The following is a 21933-nucleotide window of genomic DNA, read 5'->3' on the forward strand; positions in this document are numbered from 1 at the left end:
CCGGCGGTGTTTCGGGTTTTATAATCGCCGGGAAATTGTGCGGTAAATCAGGTTTTCAGAGAAAGTGAGAATCGCTAAAATCAGCTCGCAGAAATGTTTACGATTTTTGATAGATAGGCACAATGTGAAAGATTATCGACTCACTCACTACGAACTGGAATTGATGGGAGTGATCTGGGAACTGGAAGAAGCAAGCGTGCAGGATGTGTGTGACGCATTGCCGCGTGAGTTGGCTTACACGACTGTGATGACAACACTCAGTCTGTTGGCAAAAAAGAAGAAGGTGTTGAAGCGAATTAAACGTGGTCGCGCCTATATCTATCAACCGGCAGTGACGCGTGAAGAAGTTTCGCAATCGATGCTGGGGCAGTTGAAACAGGTTCTGCTGGGAGATTCCCTACCAACCCTGATGGTGAATCTGCTGGAAAATGAAAATATGTCAGAGGATGATATTTCCGCTCTTAAGAACGCGATCAATAAACTGGAGTCCAACCAATGACGCCAGCCGGCTTTCTGGAAACGATCAGTTCTCTTTCACTGCAATCAGCGGTTCTGATTGGTATGATCGGAGTCTTGACTTTTCGGAATAAAAAAACGCCTTCGGCACATCGGATGTGGGCCGTTTGTCACATGTTGTTGCTGGTGCAGTTTCTGTTGGCGTTTGGAGTGCCGCATCCGCGATTGTTTTCCCCCACTCTGATTGAATATGGTGGTTATTTCGAAGCCGTTCAGAATGTGGAGTCGGGGCTTGGCCAGTTTCTGATGGTGATCTGGCTGGTGGGAGTTGCGGTCTCATTGGTCCTGCTGGTGCTGGGAACCACTCAGACGGTGCGAATTCTCCGCCGTTCCATTCCCATCGAGCAAACGTCGCTGACCGATCAGCCGTGCCTGCATACAGGCGGCAAACCGATCCTGTTATTAAGCAGTGACGAAACACATACGCCGTTCTGCTGGCAGATCCATCAGCCCGTGATTGTGATGCCGCGTTCGATTCTTATGCTGTCGACAGATGAGCTGGCGATGATTATTCGCCATGAAACAGAACACCTCAGGGCCGGGCACCCTTTGCATTTATTTCTGCAGAGGCTTGTCGAAGCGGTTTTCTGGTTTCACCCATTGGTCTGGTGGAGTTCTCGTCAAGCCGTCTGTAGCAGAGAGTTCTATTGTGACAACCAGGCGGTACACAGTAGCAGTGAGGCTCTCGTTTATTTAAAAAGTCTGCTGCACTTTGCCGAACAGCAGAAAAAAAGCTGGAATTCCTTATCGGCGGGATTTGTGTTTCGGAACAGTCCCAGTCTCATTCAACAACGAGTGAGCCGATTGACCAACCGTGACTGGTCTGGTGCTCCCGCGATGAAAACAGATCGCTGGCGTATTTCCGTGGTATTGATGACGGCACTACTGTCGCTTCTGTTGTGGATTCCTCTGAATGTTTCTGCATCTAATCGCTCGTTCTGGTCTCCCTGGCCAAGCTGGTCCACTCACGTTCTGCATTCGATTGGGATCCCGGCCCGCGATTACGAAATCGATGGGCATCGCCTGCGATCACACGAGCATTATTGAAGCTGCTTAACGACGTTATTGCGGATTATCATTGATGGTCTCAAGCTGGTGTGTCAAACGAAGTTCAGCGGTGACGGAACGATCTTGTCTGGTCGGTGTTCTAATGTCCGTGTACTTAATGACTAAATAAAACTTAAATATTGACAATTGGAGTTCGCAATAGTAAAGTTTTATATAAGAGATCGCGCTTTTACGCATACCCTCCAACACACATTCCCACCTCAATTAGAATCGACATGAATACATTGCCTAATGCTGCTGCACCACGTCTGTTCTTTCGTCGTTTCCTTCCTGTTGTCATCATAGCACTCCTCAGTAGTCGTGCTGTGTTGGCAGAAGAGGCAAAGGCTCCTGTCAGCTTTGTAAACGATGTGATTCCGGTACTGACCAAAGCGGGATGTAACATGGGGGTCTGCCACGCCAAAGCGGGCGGGGGGCAGAACGGTTTTCAGCTTTCCCTGCTGGGCTTTGAGACGCTGGAAGATTATGACAGTCTGGTCAAAGAGGGGCATGGCCGACGGCTTTTTCCTTCTGCACCGACGAAAAGTCTACTGCTTACGAAAGCATCGGGAGAGACGCCTCATGGCGGGGGAAACCGACTTCCTCGGGGATCAGAAGGTTACGAAGTAATCCGCAGATGGATTGAGGAAGGATCGACCTATTCCACCGGCAACGAGCCGACACTGGAATCGGTCGAAGTTCAGCCAGAGCGCGGTCTGGTTCAGATGGGAGAAGAGAAGCACCTCAAAGCGATTGCCAAATATTCGGATGGCAGCGTACGAGATATTACTCGTCTGGCGCTATTCGAATCGAACATCAAAAACATGGCCGACGTCTCTGAAGAGGGGGTGGTGAAAGTTCACGACATCCCGGGCAAGGTTGCCGTGATGGTACGTTATCAGGGCAAGATTGCCGTCTTTACCGCTGCGATTCCCCTGGGAGCACCCATTCAAAGCGTGCCTGCCGAAAAGAATTTTATTGATCAACATGTGTTTGCGAATCTGAAAGAGCTGGGGATTCCGCCATCACCGGTCTGTGATGACGCGACTTTCCTGCGTCGGGTAACGCTTGATATCTGCGGGCGGTTTCCAACCCAGCAGGAGACTGAAGCGTTTCTGACAAGTACTGACCCCAAAAAACGGGATCAGGTGGTGGAGACACTGTTACGCAGTCCGAACTATGCCGACTACTTCGCTTCGAAGTGGGCTCCCGTCTTAAAGAATCGCCGTGATGCAGCCAGCGATATCACTTCGAACTTTGCCTTTCATGCCTGGATTCGGGACAGTCTGCTGGCCAATGTACCTTACGATCAACTGGTGCGTGAGCTGCTTGGTGCGACGGGAACCGTCGTCGCGAATCCACCGGTTGCCTGGTATAAGCGGGTCAAAGATCCTAAAGAGCAGCTGGAAGACATTGCGCAGCTGTTTCTGGGAGTGCGGATGCAGTGTGCCCAGTGTCATCATCATCCGTTCGAACGCTGGAGCCAAGACGATTATTACAGTTTCGCCGCCTTCTTTTCTCAGATTGGCCGCAAGCCAACGGGCATTCGGGGGGAAGACCTGATTTTTCACCAGCGTGGCGTGGCTCAGTCAAAAAATGTCAAAACAGGAGAGATGTTGAAGCCGGTCGCATTGGGAGATGACGTTGGTGCGATTTCTCCTGATGAAGACCCGCGGCTGCGTCTGGGGAACTGGATGAGTTCCAAAGACAACCCGTTTTTCGCCAAGGCACTGGTCAACCGTTACTGGAAACACTTTTTCAAACGGGCTCTGATTGAACCGGAAGATGATATTCGTGATACCAACCCCCCTTCCAACCCGGAATTGATGGCGGCTCTGGAAGAACACTTTATCAGCTCGGGTTACGATTTAAAAAAATTGATCAAAGCCATTACGCAGTCAAATACCTATCAGTTGAGTTCGATGCCAAACGAGTATAATCTGCTCGATCGCCAGAATTATTCGCGTTTTTATCCCCGCAGATTACAGGCAGAAGTCTTACTCGATTCGATTGATCAGTTGACCGGATCGATGACTACGTTTGCCAACCTGCCTCCAGGCACACGGGCGATCGCTTTGCCGGATAACAGCTATACGAAGTCATCGGCGTTCCTGAAAGTCTTCGGGCGTCCTAACAGTGCCAGTGTTTGCGAGTGTGAGCGGATTCAGTCTTCCAGCCTCGCTCAGAGCCTGCATTTGATTAATTCCAATGAGGTCAAATCGAAACTGGCGAACGGTAGCGGTCGTGCTGCTCAGTTAGCCAAATCAGATAAGACGATTGAGGAAAAAATCAACGAATTATACTTCACCGCGTTTGCTCGTAAGCCAAAACCGGACGAAATGAAAATCGCACTGGAATACCTGACCCAACCAGAGCCTGATGCGAAAGCCAAGGCGGGTCAAAAGAAAAAGCCGACAAACAAAGACTATCAGGATTTGATCTGGGCTTTGATGAATACCAAGGAATTCCTGTTTAACCACTAAACTGATTATGAGCGTTTGTCCCTGAACACAGGGCGCGATACTTACTTTCACAAAACACATTTAAAACTTATTGACCAGAGGCCTCAAATCTATGAGACATCTTCGACTGCAATCCTCTCTCGCTGTGGGATTCTTTATTCTCGCATGCTGTCTAGGTTCATCGACGGCGCTGGCACAGCTGGTCTGTCTGCCTGCTCCACGATTGCTAACCACGATGCCGATGGGAGGGCAGGTTGGTACCAGCTTTGATGTGAAAATCACCGGAGAAAATATTGAACCCGGCGACGAGCTCCGTTTTTCGAATCCTGCGATCACCGCGAAACCCAAACTGGGAAAAGATGGCGCGCCGGTGGCTGGTCAATATGTAGTTAGCATTGCGAAAGATTGCTCGCCGGGAATTCATGAAGCGCGCGTGATGACGCGACTCGGCATTTCTTCCTCTCGTGCGTTTAATGTGGGGGTGCTTCCCGAAGCGACTCAGGCCAAGGCGAATACGACGCTTGAGACAGCGATGAAGCTGGATTTGAATTCCATCTGCAATGCCGTGATGACGAAGCAGAAGGTGGATTTCTATACGTTTGAAGCTAACCAAGGCCAGCGCATTATCGTGGACTGTGCCGCGAAGGGCATCGATTCCAAACTGAATCCCGTAGTGATCATTGCGGATGAGCAGGGCATGGACCTGCAGGTTGAACGCCGTGGCGGCATGCTCGATTTTGAAGTTCCCCAAACAGGCAAGTATGTAATAAAGCTGCACGGGCTGACCTATGACGGCGGTCCGCATCACTTTTATCGGCTGGCGCTGAAAAAAGCAGCCAACGATGAAGTCGTCGCGCGCATGCCTTCGATTCAAAAGGTAAGCGCCTTTTCCTGGCCTCCCGTTGGACTGACAGATAAATCAATCAAACCGGAAACAGAACCCAATAACCAGCATGCACAGGCACAGAAAATAACGCTGCCTTGTGATATCACGGGAAGTTTCTTTCCGGCTGCAGATGTCGATACTTTCGAATTTACCGCAAAGAAAGGGGACGTCTGGTGGGTTGAAGTGGCATCCGAGCGACTGGGGCGTCCCACCGATCCCTCGATTGTTGTGCAACATGTCAGCGGAAAGCCAGGCAGTGAAACCATCACCGATCTGGTCGAACTGAGTGATATTCCGAGTCCCGTGAAAGTTTCCAGCAACGGTTACTCGTATGATGGCCCTCCCTACAATGCGGGCTCATCGGATATTCTGGGCAAAGTAGTGATTAAACAGGACGGTCTGCATCGGCTTCAGCTGCGAGATCTGTTTGGTGGTACTCGAAATGATCCCAAAAATATTTACCGTCTGGTGATTCGTAAAGCAGCCCCTGATTTTGCACTGGTCGGTTGGGCCTTGCATATGAATCTGCGAAACGGGGACCGTAATGCATTGTCGAAACCAATTGCACTACGTGCGGGTGCGACGATGCCCATTGAAGTGGTTGTGGTTCGCCGCGACGGATTTGATGGTGAGATTGAATTGTTTATGGATAATTTACCCAACGGTGTGACAGCAACTGGGCTCAAGATTCCCAAAGGCAAGTCGCGCGGGATCATGGTGGTGAGTGCCGAAGGAAGTGCCCCCCGCGGTTTGACCAGCGCCCAGTTTTTTGGGCGGGCTACAATCGATGGTAAAGAAGTCACCCGTACTTGCCGAATGGCTTCGATGCAATGGCCGGTCAAAAATGCCTGGAGTGAAGTTCCCAGCCCGCGTTTGATGGCCGATGTCCCTGTTTCCGTCAGCAATTCTGAACTGGCACCGATCACGATCTCACCTGCCGAAAAGAAGGTCTGGGAAGTGACCGCAGGGGAAAAACTGACGCTGCCGCTGACGCATGAACGTCGTAGTGAATTTTCCGGTGCCAATATTACCTTGAAGACGTATGGTGCTGGATTCGAGAAAGTGCCTGCTTTCGATGCACCTTTGACGGCTGATCAATCGCAGGCAGTTCTCGATCTGGCGGCTTTGAAAACACCGCCCGGCGAATACAAGATCGCCTTTTACGGGTATGCCGTTGTGAAGTACCAGGAAAATCTGGAAGCCGTTGCCGAAGCGAAAACCGCGCTGATGCAGGCAAAACAGGATGCAGAAGCACTCGCAGCAGAAGCGAAAAAACTGGCGGAAATTGTCAAGTCAGCGCCGGATGCACAGCGTCCGAGTGCGGAAACTGCTGCCAAAGCGGCTGCTGAAAAAGCAAAAATGGCTCAGGCAAGTATTGCAAACGCCGATAAACAATTAAAGAACGCCACTGCTAAAGCCAAGCCCAAAGACATCGTTGATATTATTGTTTCCACGCCCGTTACCATTCGTGTGAATCCAGCTAAGAAGGCGAAATAGAGATGACAGATTCGTTTAACGCTTCATCGATCACTCCCTGTCCCGGTCCAGAGAGCCGGCGTGGGTTCCTGAAAATGGGCCTGGCGGGATTTGCGTCGCTGACTCTTCCCGGGATTATGCGATTGCAGGCGGCCAGTCCTGTGCAGAACAAGAAGAAAAAGGCCGTCATCATGGTCTGGCAGCCGGGTGGTTGTTCGCACATTGATACGTACGATCCCAAGCCGAGTGCCCCCAGTGAATATAGTGGCCCATTCGGGACCATTCCTACCAGTGTGCCCGGTATGAACTTTACCGAGCTTTTGCCGATGCAGGCAAAGATTGCCGATAAATTTACGGTTTTGCGATCGATGCGTCACGGTAGTCCCGGTCACCCTGCAGGGACTTTGCGAATGCTGACGGGTGACCCTGATACCCGCGATAAGGAAATTCCCAAGTATCCTGACTGGATGTCAGTCACGAACTATTTGCGTGCCCAGGCAGGCCCTCGCAAGAATCCTCTGCCACCCTACGTGGGAGTGAATTTTTCATCACAGCGTGTTGGCCCCGCTTATCTGGGGGATGCCTATGGGCCGTTTACTGTTTCCGGTGATCCCAACAAACCGAATTTTGTCGTGCCTAACATCGGATTGTCGAATGCGGCGGAAGTCAAGCAATTGGATCGCCGCGCAACCCTGCGCCAAAAGCTCGATACCCTCGAACGGTATTTCGATCAGGCAGGGGAACTGCAGGCGCTGGATGAGTTTGAAACTCAGGCGATGACACTGTTGACGAACCCTAAAACTAAAGATGCCTTCGATCTGACCCAGGAAGATGACCGAACTCGCGATCGTTACGGCCGAAATACCTGGGGGCAGCAATTGTTGATGGCACGCCGTCTGATAGAAGCGGGCGTAGATGTGCTCTCGACCAGTCTGAGTGGTCCGTTATGTGGTCGTGTGAATAACTGGGACGATCACGCCGTGAATCATCACGTGTTTGACGCGTTGCGATTCCGTTCTCATGCCTACGATCAGGCAGTGTCTGCTCTGATTGAAGACATTTATGAACGTGGTCTGGATGAACGCGTGTTGGTGGTGGTGACCGGCGAATTCGGTCGTACTCCGAAAATTAACTATCAACCAAGTACCGGGGCCGGAAATGCAAGTGCTCCCGCTGGGACCAAGCAGCCTGGCCGCGATCACTGGGCACGGGCCTTTTCCAATATCTGGGCTGGTGGCGGTATTGAAACCGGGCGGTTCATTGGCGCGACAGACAAGTTCGGCGAAGATTCGATCGAGCGGATCTGCGGTGCCGGCGATTTCCTGGCGACGATCTATCATCACTTAGGCATTGATTCTGCCAATGTGTTGATCGAGGATTTCAACGGGCGTCCCACGCCAATCATTGCGGACCAGGGGAAGCCGATTCCCGAACTGATTGGCTAACTCGCGAACTGGCAACAAAGGCGTCGAGAACGCCGCTGCTGTGGATTATTGTGGGCGGATGTTTCGTTCCTGCCTCACGACGCGCCTTTTGCTTTCCATACAGATTGGGTGTTTCGCTTAGCTTTTCTTGTTTTTCGCGGAACTCGCACGACGTTTCCGCTTCCGTTTTGCTTTGAGGGCCTGGTCTGGATCTTCGTCGGAACGAAAAGAGCGATAGAGCCCGACCGGAAACCGGAGAATCCGAAACGGGGTGACTCCCACCAGTTGTACCACGACTTGGGCGGTCCAGTGGGATTCCGGTTCGCGAACGGTGCGAGCAAGCACGGCGGCGACCAGTCGCATCAGCAGGCTGATTGTGAATAAAATATGAAAATTGTTGAAATCGAAGCCCAGGAGCGGGAAGTTCCATCCGGAGCTGAGGACCAGGAATACACCGGCTGCGATGGAAGTGAGCCCGCCTACCATGCCAGCGACGGCTGTGCCGGCGGCGATAAACATGGTCCGGTTTTCCGCTGGTGAATTTTTCAGCATAAAGCCGTTATTAGCAATCGCAATTCCCGCATTCAGTAGAGAGTCAAGGATGAAAACAGGGACCATAATCCAGAAAGCAATGGTGGGGTCTCGGGGTAATAATAACAGGCCGAGCATATTGGTCGATTTGAATGCCGTACACAGAATCAGCATCGGCCGATTCCCGAAGTGCTCTGCCATGGAGCCCAGTCGTTTGGATAAGAGAGCGCCCCCAATCCAGGAACAGGTCCAGAGTAAGAGCAGGCGAAAGACATCCATGCCGATATAATCGAGCAGATAATAACTGATAAACGGGGCACCCAGCATGGCAGCAAAATGCCAAAAGCAGGTGAATGAAATAAATGAACGGAAATTCTTGTCGTAAAATGGTGTTAAGAGAACTTCTTTCAGTTTGGGGTCTTTGACTTTGGTGACGAGTGGCTCGTCTACTTTGAGAAAGATGAGGATGTCGATCAAGCCGAACACTCCACCCAGACAGATCAAAACAGCGAAGCCCTGCTGGATATTTAAGCCGCTTTCTGCCAGAAAAAAGGCTCCCCCTAAAAGGGAAAGGGCACCGCTCCAGTACATCCATAGCTGGCGAATGCCCCAATAACGGTTCAGCCCTTGATGCGGCAGGTAATCTCCCATCCAGGACAGCCACAAAGGCGTGGTAAAATGGATCAGGGCATGATTAATGGCCGTCAGGAAAATCAGCCCCCAAAGCAGAGTCAGACTGGATAGTTCAGGAAACAGCCAGGGGCCAACGGCCACCGGGATCAGGACCAGTCTTTGAACGATACAGAATGAGAACCAGACCCAGCGGCGATGTTGCAGGTGATTGGCGAGTACCGCCGCCACAAACTGCATGAACAGCATCAGCGTAGGTAAGGCACCAAGAATACCGATGTGCAAGCCGGTGGCACCGAGGGAGCGCGCGAATTCAATCGTCGCGGGGGACAACGTCAACTGCGTGTAAATCATCGCGAGGCAACCAGCCACGATAATGGCCCGTTGCGCCGTTTTTAGAGACCACACGAAACATCTATCCTTGAATATCTGGTTTAGGTTGGGATACACATTCCAATTGTATTTGCAACGAAATCCTGGGTTCTTTGAGCCGGCAGGGTTGTGGTCACTTGGAATGCTGTCGATTCAGCCAAAAGGGGGACGCAATTCCGGGCGCTATTGCGTTGATCGGTGTCTCTTTGCAGGCGGACAGGAGCGAATCATAGCAACTGTGATTCTATCGTGCGACTGCGAAAACCGGGCACTTTTCAATTTTTAATGAGTGTATAGAAAATTATGCTGCGAAGCCGCTGGAGAGCGTAAAAAAACCAGCTTGACCGTTGTTTTTTGATTTTTCTATAATCCGCCTTCGCTTTCTCACACTTCACCCAGGATGGGTAATGAGCACCTTTGTCATTGTTGTCTATATCGTCGTCTATCTGAGTATGCTGCTGGGCGGAATTCCCGGGCTAAAAGTCGATCGGACCGGTGCTGCTCTTTTGGGAGCGATCCTGCTACTGGCTGGTGGAAGTCTCAGTGAGAAGCAGGCACTGAATGCCATCGATGTTCCCACGCTGGCGCTGCTGTTCGGGCTGATGGTGGTTTCCGCTCAATTTAGTCTGGGGGGATTCTATACTCTGATCACGCGACGTGTAGTGATGTGCGAAATGGCGCCTGGGACGCTGTTGGGAGTTGTGATCGCAGTCTCAGCAGTCTTAAGTGCGATGTTGACGAATGATGTGGTCTGTCTGGCTGTGGCGCCATTACTCTCCCGGATGTGTCTCAGCAAGCAGTTGAATCCGGTTCCCTTTCTGATTGCACTCGCCTGTGCGTCAAATATTGGCAGCGCGACCACATTGATCGGGAATCCGCAGAATATTCTGATCGGGGAATCGCTCAAGCTTTCGTTTAATCACTATTTTCTGATCGCAGTCCCACCCTGTCTGTTGGGACTACTGGTTGTCTGGGCTGTGATCAGGCACTTGTATCAGGGGCAGTGGTTGATTGAAGCAAAAGAAATTCTTGACGACACGGAGACGCGCTTTGATCGCTGGCAGACGGGGAAAGGTGTACTGATTCTGGTCGTATTGATCGGGTGTTTCGTCTTTGCGCCCTGGCCGCGCGAACTGCTGGCACTGGGGGCGGCGGGGATTCTGTTAATGAGTCGAAAATTTTATACCCGTAAGGTCATGGGACTGGTGGACTGGCCGCTCTTGGTGCTGTTTATCAGTCTGTTTATGATCAATGAGTCGTTTGAGTTGACCGGCGGTTTGAAATGGCTGGTTTCCCAGACGGAAGCCGCGGGCATTTCACTCGATCAGCCGTCTCACTTGTTTGTAACGACGGCGATTCTGAGCAACCTGGTTTCTAACGTGCCGGCGATCATGTTGCTCTTGCAGATCGTACCGGGTGCCGAAGTAGGGCCTTTGCTTGCTTTGGGCAGTACGCTCGCGGGGAATCTGATCATTGTCGGTAGCGTCGCGAATATTATCGTGGTGGAAGCGGCACGGCAGGACGGCGTCGAGATCAGCTTTAAAACTCACGCGCGGGTCGGGATTCCGGTGACACTTCTCACCTTATGCATCGCAGCGTGCTGGCTTTGGCTGGTAATGTAGTCAGTGTGATCGTACTTAAATTCACAAAACCGGGCCCAGCATGGCGACGGTATTGTTCCATAATCGGTGTGTCATTGACCAGTTTGCCACATCCTCTGATGTGACTTCGAGGGAATGTGCGAGGTATTCCTGCTGTCGTTCTCGAACGGCGGCGGTCAGTGTGGGATCGTAAAACAGGATGTTATTTTCGTAGTTGAGGTCAAAGCTGCGCCGGTCGATGTTCGCAGAACCAATCAATGTGACTTCACCATCCAGAGTGAGTGATTTTGTATGTAACAGGCCTTCGGTGTACTCGAAGATTTTGACGCCCGCCGCCAGTAATTCTGCGTAATAACTGCGACTGGCAGCAGCCACAACCCGGGAATCATTGCGGGCAGGAAAGATGATGGTGGTATCAATGCCTCGATAGGCGGTTGCGCAGAGTGCGTCCTGCATCGATTCGTTGGGAACATAATACGGGGTCGTGATGATCAGTTCGCGACGCGCGGTGTGCATCAGGGACTCGAAGACTTCCGGCATGGCAGAATACCGTACGGTGGGGCCCGTGCCGATGACTTGAGCGGGAATACCCGATTTCTGTGGAGGGACCGGGGTACGTAGCAGGTTGGTTAGATCTTCATTTACATAAGTCATCCAGTCGCTGGCAAACAGAAATTGATTTTGGAGTGCGACTGGTCCCTGAAAGCGGATGACAGCATCTACCCAGGGGGCATATTTCGGTTTCACGCGGAATTCCGGATCGGCACAGTTCTGGCTGCCACAGTAGGTGATGTCTCCATCAATCACCACAATCTTACGGTGATTGCGCAGATCAATGCGACCGACGAATGGACGCAAAAGCAGATTCCCGATCGGCAGTGCAACCGCGACATGCACTCCCGCTTCAGTCATCTCACTCCAATAGGGGGACTTGATCATCAGTCGTGAACCGAGCCCGTCAGCCATAGCCCGGCACGTCACACCCCGTGCTGCAGCCCGCTTGAGCGCCTCTACAATTTTGCAGCCGTTATTGTCGGCCAGCCAGATATAAAACAGTAGATGCACATGATCTTGAGCGGCGTCAATGTCGGCCACCATCGCGTCGATCGTTGCGTTCGAATCAGGCAGCAGCGTCGCCGCGTTTCCATCTGCAGCAGAGAAGCCGCTAATGGACTGGCCGATGCGAAACAGATGATCGTAGCGATCGGGGACCTCAACGAATCCCGGTAATTCTTTTACATCCCCGTTTGCTGGAAATGGTGGCAGGTTCTCGATCACCTCACGCATCCGTGCGATGCGGCGGCGGCCAATATTCACTTCACCAAATAAAAGATAAGCGAGGATGCCGACGACCGGCACCGTTACAATGACAACAATCCAGGCCAGTCGCGAGGTCGGCTCTCGATGCGGCCTGAGGATGACACGCAGGATGAGCAGAATCTCAATCAGGATATGAGTCTCCACCAGCATGGTGGTTACGTCCATAAGTCGGTCCTTGATCTACGCGTATGAGCCACTTAACTCTGGGAGCCAGCAACGTGTGGTAAGTAAATTATTACTGCAGTTTGTGTTGCGACAACTTACACCATTGCCGGTACCAGTTCAAGACTTCAAGTATGGTACGGTCTTTGAACTTACTTAATGCTGATTGCGAATCAGGAGACAAACAGGATAAAACCACGAACTCACTCTGATCAAATTATTGAAAACGATTTTTTTGCTGGCGCAGGGATATGCTGATCTGGAGTATTGTTTTCGGTTTAGGGGGATTGATTGTTTATGGCATTTAGGGCACCGTGAATGTGGATTTTCTTGTGCCGTTTGCAGCGGGAAAAATCTGTTTATCGGTGCGGCGGATTTGATTCCGGAAATTAAAAAAAGCAGCGATGTCCGAGAGAATATCGCTGCTTTTGTCTCGTTTTTCTGTGGATTAGCAGTTCTACTTGCCCTGCGGATTTGTTTTCCGCAGGGGCATTAATGCTTGATCTTCATTATAATCAGTGATGTCTTTTCAGCAAACTGTGCTGGAAGAAATGATCAGCGCCCCGAATCGACCTTAAAAAGTAGCCTGGTGACCCCTCCTGATTTGGATTGGGATGTCGTTTTCTGTTGAGTGCCGCTGACGTGCCGCACAGGCCGACTTACCGGAGGGTACAGTATCGAAGAGTCATAGGGTTTTAATTCTGGTGGTGCTGGTGTTTTGGGGCTCGCTGACGGCGCCGGTTGAACGGGCGTTTTCCCTTTCAAGGGAGCAGGAGGAACGGAACCCGAGCTCTTTGACTCTGGTGCCATTTCAGTCGCCGGCTCTACACTAACATCGTCACACTTTTTACACTCTTTACAGTGAGCCAGTTTGATGGTCAGGCTTTTGTTGACTGAGTAGATCGGTAGCGGATCCAGTGAGCCATTTAGAAAGACCTGGATCGTACCACTGAGCTTGATTGCTTTAATGTCATTATTGACATGAGTGCTTTCGGAAATTGCATCCGCGATTGCAGATGAGAGAGTGAATGCGGGGATCTGAACCCCGGCAATCAATTTCATAGTCTGAGGATCTCTCCAGCGCAGGATATCCGCCTCAATGAAAATTTCAGCATTGGGTCCCGACGGATTTTTTACGAGAGTCGTTTCTTTTTTATCATCCGTGGAGATTTTTAGGTTAGCTGACAGTTTGATTCTATGTGCTTCAGGCGGTAGAACTTCCGTATCTATTTTGATCTGGGGGTCTTCCCGGAGCTGTAGATTGATGTTTCGTGTCGTTGGGTCAAGATCGAGACATCCGTCAATTTCGGTTGTCAACCATTCGAATTGTAAAGGTGGATTTTGCTTTGCCTCTTTCACCTCTTTTTCGACTTTGGCAAGTCTGGCATCGATACTGGCTTGAGCAGCGGTTGCCTTGGGTTCCACTGCTGGAATTTCCAGGTGGCTCGTCACACCATGCGGTGTCGCGATATGCACATCAACATACTTTTGGACATCCTTACCTCCCGATTCTTCAACAACGACATGAGACGGAACGGTGACTTGAATTACATTGCGGCTGACTAATACTCTGGAATCAGAGATGTCGACACCTCCGGCAATGATTCGTGTTTTATTGCCCAGGGAAGTGAAGTTCTTTCCAACCAGGAACAGAGTAGTAGGAGGGTTATTGATCTCCAATTGTGTTCGCTTTTCGAGTGTCGTTTTTGTTACTGGCGGACTTGACGTTAATTCATGGATCTGATGATCGGCCTTATAATTGGGACCGCCGACGGCAATTCCGGGGCCGCCATACCAGTCGATGAGTTCCGGTCCGAGATCGGTAACGCCATTATTGAAGATTTCAAATCCGCTCAAATTATTTTCATACGGAATTTGGACAAACGCCGTTTGCAGGGGCAATTGCCGTTCTATTTGCTCGACGGCCCGGAGCAGGCGATGAGTTTCTCCATCACGGTATAGGTGTTCGTCTTTTTTACACAGGCTGGCCAGTTCGCGCAGTTTCGTGACATCTTTGCTCAATGCGACGGCATCGGAGAGATCGGGTTGACGTTTCAAAAATTTGCCGGTGAAACTGGTACTTAGTTTGAACCAGTTGGTTTGCACATCGACGGTGATATAAGGGATGAAGGACGGCATCACGATCAAAGCTGAACATTCACGCATCGCCGGTTCCAGCATTTGATGTTTCAGCCGTTTTTCGCGAGACTGACCTCCAATCAGAGTTTGCCCAAACGCCGTAATACTACCTGGCGCGGGGAGAGTTTGAACGCGCGGATAAAACCGCCAGCCAAACGTATCATTCCCATGAGAAAAGCCGACCGCGGTACGATTCAACTGGATGGTTTCCAGATCGTATTCCAGACGACGTACAAAGCGTGTTAAACTCTGCGCCCCGAAGATTCCTTTGGAAGCGGCGATCGCTAAAGCCAGTTGCAGTTCACGACGCTGGCTGAAGGAATCAGCGATATTCTGGTCATCGGTGACAGGGTCTAATGCGAATACATGAATCGGCCAGCGACAGCGAATATAATCCTGAAATGCAACACGCGCTTCGATGCTCGGTTCGGGACCATAGAAAACCAGGCCTTCGGGAGGCATCTGGCAGCAGTTTTTGTTGGCAGAAACGGACTTGATGTCTTCGATCAGACGCTCGTTTAACATCACCGATTCGACTAAAATATGCCAACCGATATTAATTGTCGGGGAAAAGCTAGCACCCGGGAAAACTGAGCTCACTCGTTCGTAGTACTCTTTTCGCAAAGAAGAAAGTTTTCTGGGAAGGAATTTATCGCCGGGAGCCGTTCGATTTTCGATGATGGCGTTTTTGATATCGTTCATCAAATTGTGATCATACCAGAGTTCTGTGAGTTCGGGTTGGCTCAGCAGGTCATAGGCCGCCTGGATTTCCAGAATCAGGTATCGCCGGACATCTTCCAAGTGGATTAACTCACCGTTCATTTGTAGGTGGTTGTGTGCAGAAATGCTTACTGATGCCAGTGATGTTCCGGAAACCGCCTGAGAAAGGGAGGGAGGATAAGCTCGCTTTGAATTGACAAAGGGAGCCGAGCCAAGCTGTTCGATCACGCCAGCTCGTCCGCTCTTTTTCCCATTGTCTAAAGCATTCATTACAGAATTGAAACTATTTAATTCTGTTTGCTGTGCGTCGTTAACAGAATTGTTTAATCGATCCAATTCATTTTTGATTTTGGGGATTTTTTGCTCAACAGCGGATAATTGTTCATCGTCTTGCAATGCGGAATCCATCTGTTGATAAGCTTGCAATTTCTGATACTCTAAATTCAGCTCATCACGGCGTTGTGAATCGTTTGATTTTTGCATTATAGACTTGCTATATTTCTTCCATGCTTCGTCAAGATTTTCAAATTCTGAGTCGTTGTTGATCACATTTGTGACTGTGGGTGCGATGCGATTGATGACACCGTTGATGACGAAGTTGCGAAATGCTTCGGGAAGCAGTTCTTCGCTGGCATAGGGATCGACGGTAATTGAGACTTGCGCACCGTAACCTTTGCGTGTTTCGCGGCCTGGCAGGACGGAAACGGGAATGCGCACCAGGTTCAATGCGTAACCGGGGGAGTCTGCAATGTCGTCACCTTCATTCAACCTGCGCAGGGCATTCAGGTGATCCAGATAGCGTTTCTTCTGATCCAGGAAAACCGTTGGCTCCAGAGAGATGCTCAGTTTCTTGTTCGATGAATTCGCACTTGTAAATTCATTCGCAAATTGCGGACCAAAGCCCGATGATCGGGGAACCAGGTTATTGTCTTTAGAATTGAGAGCGGTATTATCCGGGACAAGCTGATCTGCTGTGGCAACAAAAATTTGTGTGTTCGATTTGACTTCCTCTGTGGTCGATGGGGTGGCGATGGGAGTTCCCAAAACATTGGACAGTGACAAAGCACTCGCCAGGAAAGCAGAGTCTCGTGTTGACTGGGCTCCCTGCAGAGTTTCTTCGAAAGTTTTTAAATCTTCCTTGATAACTTTTTCAAATTCGTCTCGGTGTTGCAGCAAGCGTGATTCTCCCCAGACGTCCGGTGATTTGGCCACGATCGTGCCGAACTTGTCGAGGCGGTGTTGCACATGATCGATTTTCTTTGCCAGTGCACCGATCGTGGTCGATTTTCCAATTTTATAAAATGACCAGCTTCCGGCGAGAACCTGCGTTGGAATGATTGAGTTCGCCATAAATGTTGCCAAGAGGCAGTAAACACCGATTCTTCTCGATCTGACCCGATTCATGATTTAACGATCCTGTTAAAATAGAGACGCGCGATTTGTTTTATATTTAATGTGAAAATACTTGCGATACGAAGTGACCTGATCGGATTCCTCCCAATCTTAAGACACTCACAAGTGACAGGGATCTGTATTGGCATCCATCAGGTCATGTGACCGGAATACGGATATTCGTTAGAATTGATACGACTGCTACAAAGCTAATAATCGGTAGAATGAATAGATCTGTTCATTTCAATACATGCGATACACTGGTATTCAGTGGATCGTTTGCCTGGGATGACAATAGTCGACTTGAATTCACTGATTGCAGATAAATCCCTCATTTTAACAAGAGGCAAGTTTCATCGTTTGAATCTTGCTTCGATGTGAAGTGTAAGTGAAATGATCATCTTTCCGGAAAAGGAGAGATAACAGTCAATTATTACCGATTTCAGAGATCAGAAGTGATCGCAGAAATAGTGAGAGAGATCCTTGGGCATTGATAAGCGTGGGATGCCAAGTATTTTCTGGCAGTAATTCATAGGTATTTGAAGATCAAAAATAATTATATGTTTAGATATCGCAATGTTACGATATAATATGTCTTGTGGTTATGAGAGTTGGTTTTCGTATCCAAAGAATCGAGCTTCAGTGAGGCAAATGGGACTGATAAGTTACATCCTGCCGATTTGGATTTTAGTGAACCAGCATCTCAAGTCGTTCGATCAAAAACAATGTTAAGGGAATCAGGATGAAGCTAATGTTCGCTCACAAAGGTTTGATCATCTTCTTCCGCATACTAATGGTGGTCGCGGGTTTTGCCGTGCTGGTTCTTTCTATCGCCTGGCTGTCGGGGATGTTTGAGCCGAAAGTGGGATCTGACTGGCAGGAACGAGGTGTGCGGCGGCATACCACCGAGCCGATATCTGAAGTGCACGAGGTAACGAAGCCTTATGTTGAGGAAGCCATCGGAACGCTCAAAGCATCGAGCCGTACGATTGTGGCATCCAAGGTCCTGGCGACGATTGAAAAGATCAACGTAAAAGCCGGGGATCAGGTCACCAAAGGGCAGATGCTAATTGAACTGGATGCCAAAGAATATCAAGCGCGTCTGAGTCAGGCCAAACAATCTCTGGCAGCCGCCAGTGCGACACGTGACGAAGCAGAAAAAGAGTTTAAAAGAGTCGAAACACTCTTGAGAAAGAACGTGGTGACGAAGTCTGACTTCGATCGGGCGAAGCGGCAACTGGAAGTGGCGAAAGCGGAAGAGTCACGCGCCAAACAAGCGGTTACGGAAGCGGAAATCTTATTATCCTATACCACGATCAAGGCGGCGAAGAATGGTCGGATTGTGGATCGGCTGGCCGAACCGGGAGACATCGTGAATCCGGGGGCGCCGCTATTGGTATTATATGACGCGACTTCCTTGAGGCTCGAAGCACCAGTGATGGAGCATCTGGCCGTCAAACTGAGGCCCGGGGATGAACTCAAGGTCTATGTGGATGCATTGAACCGTGAGTTAAACGCGACGATTGACGAAATTGTGCCTCAGGCGGATGCGCCCAGTCGCTCGTTTCTGGTTAAAGCAAGTTTGCCTCGTTCGGAAGATCTGTATGAAGGAATGTTCGGCCGACTGCGGATTCCCGCCGGAAGTCGCAAGCATCTTTGTCTGGATATGGATGCGATCGAGCGCATCGGCCAGCTCGAATTTGTGAATGTGCTTCGTCCCGATGGAACTCTGGAACGACGCTTTATCAAAACCGGACAAGTCGGCATTCCCGGTCGCCAGGAGGTCTTAAGCGGCCTTCAGGCGGGAGAGCAGGTGATTCTGAAACCGAATTCTCCAGCGAAGGAGTCCAGCACCGATGACAAATAAGCTGGATGAGATTTCCGACGAAAATGTTGGTTTCCTGACGCGTGTGGTCGAAGTCTTCCTGCGCGGCGACGTGGCGGTTCTGCTGATCATTGTCTCGCTGATGCTGGGCGCCGCCGCCTTATGGCTGACACCTCGTGAAGAAGAACCGCAGATCGTGGTCCCGATGGCGGATGTCTTTGTGAGTGCGCCCGGCCTGTCGGCCGAAGAGGTCGAAGCCAAGGTCACAGATCGACTGGAGAAGCTGCTGTACCAGATTGATGGCGTGGAGTACTTGTATTCGATGTCCAAGCCCGGTCAGTGTGTGGTCACAGTCCGATTTTATGTCGGCGAGGATCGGGAAGACTCGCTGGTAAAGCTGTATAACAAGATCAATTCATCGACCGATCTGATTCCGCCGGGGGTCACATCGTGGGTGATTAAACCGATCGAAGTGGATGATGTTCCCATTGTGATTGCCACGCTCTGGAGTGAAGATCCCGAACTTCACAGCGACCACGAATTACGCCGGATTGCGGAAGAAGTTCAGCTTGAACTGCAGGCAATTCCCAACACCAACCGTGTGGAAGTGGTCGGCGGCCGTCCGCGGCGAATTCGTGTTGAACTCGATGCACAACGACTGGCGGCTCACAAGACATCACCCCTGCAGATTCGTAATGCGATAAAGGTCAGCAATGTGATGATCCGGGCGGGGGAATTTGAACAACAGGATCAGCAGTTTATTGTTGAGTCGGGCACGTTTATCAAGGATGTGTCCGATCTGGAAAATATTGTGGTGAATGTTTCGGGAGACCGGCCGGTTTATCTCAAAAATGTCGCGACGGTGGTGGATGGTCCCGCTGAAGTCGAAGGTTACAGCTGGATTGGCTTCGGGGCCGCGGATGAAGCGCATGCCAGCGAAGACCAGTTGTATCCCGCCGTCCATCTTTCCGTTGCTAAGCGGAAGGGGACGAATGCGGTCTGGGTAGCTGCTGCGGTGGAAGAGCGACTGCAGGAGCTGTCTACCACCCACTTTCCTGATGGCGTTGAATATCGCATCACCCGCGATTATGGTGAGACTGCCAATGAAAAAGTGAACGAACTGGTTGAAGGGCTGATCGTTGCGGTGCTGACGGTGATTGCGCTGATTGGATTTGTGATCGGCTGGAGGGCGGCGCTGGTGATTGCGCTGGCGATACCCGTCTGTTACAGCCTGACCTTGTTCGTCAATCTGACCGCCGGTTATACGATCAACCGCGTGACCATGTTTGCGCTGATCCTGGCTTTAGGACTGCTGGTTGACGATCCGATTACAGACGTCGAAAATATCGCCCGATACTTTGCGATGCGTATTCTACCGCCGCGGCAATCGGTGTTGCGTGCGGTGCAGGAAGTGCGCCCCGCGTTAATACTTTCCACATTGGCGATCATCGTTAGCTTTCTGCCTTTGGCATTTATTACTGGCATGATGGGCCCCTACATGGCGCCGATGGCTTTAAACGTGCCGCTGACCGTGACGTTTTCGACATTCGTGGCGTTTATGATTACGCCCTGGCTGGCGATGGTCTCTCTCAGACGACTCTCTCAGACCGACGAAGAGAATGAAAATTCTTATGACCTGACGAAACAGCCCCTGTATCGACTGTCGCGTGCGATTCTCAATCCGATACTGTCCCGGCGGATGTATTGCTGGGGGGTATTGTTCGGAATCGTGTTACTGCTCGTCGGCGCGATGACGCTGCCGGTCATGCGGCTGGTGCCTGTCAAGATGCTGCCTTATGACAACAAGAATGAATTTCAGGTCGTGCTCGACATGCCGGAAGGGACTTCGCTCGAACGGACAGCCGCCGCAGCAACGCAGGTCGGCGCGTATTTAAGTGGTGTCTCGGAAGTACGCGATTATGAAATCTACGTAGGGAAGGCATCGCCGATGGATTTCAACGGAATGGTGCGGCATTACTTCCTGCGAAACGCCTCTTATCTGGCTGACATCCGTGTGAATCTGATCGGTAAAGATCATCGTGTTGCACAGTCTCATGAAATTATATTACGCCTTCGCAAGCCCTTAACCGAATTAGCCAACACACTGGGCGCGAAATTAAAGTTGGTGGAAGTACCGCCGGGGCCCCCGGTATTGTCGACGATTACTGCGGAAGTTTATGGGCCTCCGGGAAAAACGTATGCAGATCTAATTGATGTGGCCCGTCAAGTGGAAGGTCGCCTGGCTGGCGAACCGGGTATGGTGGATGTCGACTTGAGTGCCGAGGACGATCAGATCCGCTGGGTGTTTGACGTCGATAAACCCAAGGCGGCGCTGTCAGGAATTTCCACAGAAGCGGTCGCGGAAACCATTCGCATCGCGCTCAACGGAGATAAATCAACGGTCTTGCATCTGCCGCATGAGGTGGAGCCGCTATGGATCGAACTCAAGCTGCCTCGCTCCAACCGGTCTGCGATTGATGATCTGGAAGAACTCTATGTGCAGGGGAGCGGAGGTCAGGTCGTGCAACTGGGGGCGCTCGGAAAATTCAAAAAAACACTCGAAGACAAAACCATCTATCATAAAAACCTGAAACGCGTCGTTTATGTGTATGCGGAAGTCGCCGGTCGACCGCCCGCCGATGCGATTCTGGATGTCGACATGGATCGACAGACAGAACCCGCACAGAGCGCAGCTGAGGTCCGACCTGTGGAGAACCGTACCTGGTTGTCTCCCGGCGGCGGGGCTGCCTGGTCGATCCCCGCCGGCTATTCCGTGAACTGGGCAGGTGAAGGGGAATGGAAGATTACCCTGGATGTCTTTCGAGATCTGGGCTTCGCGTTTGCAGCCGCACTATTGAGTATCTTTATTATTTTGATGTTTCAAACCGGCTCGCGGACGCTGCCGGTGTTGATCATGCTGGCGATCCCGCTGACATTGATCGGCATTTTGCCCGGTTTCTGGTTGCTGAATGTGATCATGGATGTGCCGGTGGGCGGGCATCCCAATCCAGTTTTCTTCACGGCAACGGCCATGATCGGCATGATTGCGCTGGCGGGAATCGTGGTGCGGAATTCGGTCGTGCTGATTGATTTTATTCACCTGGCGCGAAAAGAAGGGTTCCCGCTGCAGGAAGCGGTCGTCCGCTCGGTCGCGGTTCGCACGCGACCAATTCTTTTGACGGCCGGCACCACGCTGCTGGCGAACTGGGTGATCACGCTCGATCCCGTCTTTTCCGGATTGGCCTGGGCAATCATTTTCGGCATTCTGACATCAACCATGTTCACACTGATTGTGATCCCGGTGACCTACTGGTTGCTGTATCAGCGCGAAGAAACGGAGCAGACAGCTCCGGCACCTGAAACCGGTGCCTGATCGCGGCGTTGCGGCCCTGTGTGACTATTGCTATTTTCTAAAGTGATATTGCTGCTC

Annotated in this window: 12 protein-coding genes; 9 read left to right on the forward strand and 3 right to left on the reverse strand. The window is 51.0% G+C overall.

What is annotated here, in order from left to right:
* The first annotated feature begins 124 nt into the window (after positions 1–124).
* From Enr17x_RS09880 to Enr17x_RS09900, 5 genes are all read left to right on the forward strand, one after another.
* Positions 125–499, forward strand: coding sequence for a BlaI/MecI/CopY family transcriptional regulator (locus Enr17x_RS09880; RefSeq protein WP_232101006.1), 375 nt, complete (start codon positions 125–127; stop codon positions 497–499).
* Positions 496–1563, forward strand: a complete 1068-nt coding sequence (locus Enr17x_RS09885; protein WP_145308239.1) for a M56 family metallopeptidase — start codon at positions 496–498, stop codon at positions 1561–1563. The genes Enr17x_RS09880 and Enr17x_RS09885 overlap by 4 nt, the downstream gene beginning before the upstream one ends.
* Positions 1564–1799: 236 nt before the next feature.
* Positions 1800–4046 carry a DUF1549 and DUF1553 domain-containing protein gene (locus Enr17x_RS09890; protein ID WP_145308241.1) on the forward strand — a complete coding sequence of 749 codons (2247 nt, stop codon included), beginning with the start codon at positions 1800–1802 and terminating at the stop codon, positions 4044–4046.
* Between the two features lie 91 nt (positions 4047–4137).
* Positions 4138–6408 carry a serine protease gene (locus Enr17x_RS09895; RefSeq protein WP_145308243.1) on the forward strand — a complete coding sequence of 757 codons (2271 nt, stop codon included), beginning with the start codon at positions 4138–4140 and terminating at the stop codon, positions 6406–6408.
* 2 nt (positions 6409–6410) lie between these two features.
* Positions 6411–7832, forward strand: a complete 1422-nt coding sequence (locus tag Enr17x_RS09900) for a DUF1501 domain-containing protein (protein WP_145308245.1) — start codon at positions 6411–6413, stop codon at positions 7830–7832.
* A 117-nt stretch (positions 7833–7949) separates the two neighbouring features.
* Here the strand turns inward: Enr17x_RS09900 and Enr17x_RS09905 are convergent, their stop codons facing one another.
* Complete coding sequence (locus Enr17x_RS09905) at positions 7950–9380, reverse strand: MFS transporter (RefSeq protein WP_232101007.1); 1431 nt, start codon at positions 9378–9380, stop codon at positions 7950–7952.
* A gap of 371 nt (positions 9381–9751) precedes the next feature.
* Here Enr17x_RS09905 and Enr17x_RS09910 point away from each other — a divergent pair, with 371 nt between their 5' ends.
* The gene (locus Enr17x_RS09910) at positions 9752–10966 is read left to right on the forward strand and encodes an anion transporter (RefSeq protein ID WP_145308248.1); all 1215 of its coding nucleotides are present in this window, start codon (positions 9752–9754) and stop codon (positions 10964–10966) included.
* Between the two features lie 21 nt (positions 10967–10987).
* On the opposite strand, the gene cls is transcribed toward Enr17x_RS09910, so the two are convergent.
* Positions 10988–12430, reverse strand: a complete 1443-nt coding sequence (gene cls, locus Enr17x_RS09915) for a cardiolipin synthase (protein ID WP_145308250.1) — start codon at positions 12428–12430, stop codon at positions 10988–10990.
* A gap of 217 nt (positions 12431–12647) precedes the next feature.
* Here cls and Enr17x_RS09920 point away from each other — a divergent pair, with 217 nt between their 5' ends.
* Positions 12648–12923, forward strand: coding sequence for a hypothetical protein (locus Enr17x_RS09920; protein WP_145308253.1), 276 nt, complete (start codon positions 12648–12650; stop codon positions 12921–12923).
* Positions 12924–12982: 59 nt separating this feature from the next.
* Here Enr17x_RS09920 and Enr17x_RS09925 read toward each other — a convergent pair whose 3' ends face one another.
* Complete coding sequence (locus Enr17x_RS09925; RefSeq protein WP_145308254.1) at positions 12983–16636, reverse strand: hypothetical protein; 3654 nt, start codon at positions 16634–16636, stop codon at positions 12983–12985.
* 793 nt (positions 16637–17429) lie between these two features.
* Here Enr17x_RS09925 and Enr17x_RS09930 point away from each other — a divergent pair.
* The gene (locus Enr17x_RS09930) at positions 17430–18545 is read left to right on the forward strand and encodes an efflux RND transporter periplasmic adaptor subunit (protein WP_198001077.1); all 1116 of its coding nucleotides are present in this window, start codon (positions 17430–17432) and stop codon (positions 18543–18545) included.
* A complete protein-coding gene (locus tag Enr17x_RS09935) occupies positions 18535–21876 on the forward strand; it encodes an efflux RND transporter permease subunit (RefSeq protein WP_145308258.1) in 3342 nt (1113 codons plus the stop codon). The genes Enr17x_RS09930 and Enr17x_RS09935 overlap by 11 nt, the downstream gene beginning before the upstream one ends.
* The last annotated feature ends 57 nt before the right edge of the window (positions 21877–21933 follow it).

It is taken from the genome of Gimesia fumaroli, from assembly GCF_007754425.1.
Lineage (GTDB): Bacteria > Planctomycetota > Planctomycetia > Planctomycetales > Planctomycetaceae > Gimesia > Gimesia fumaroli.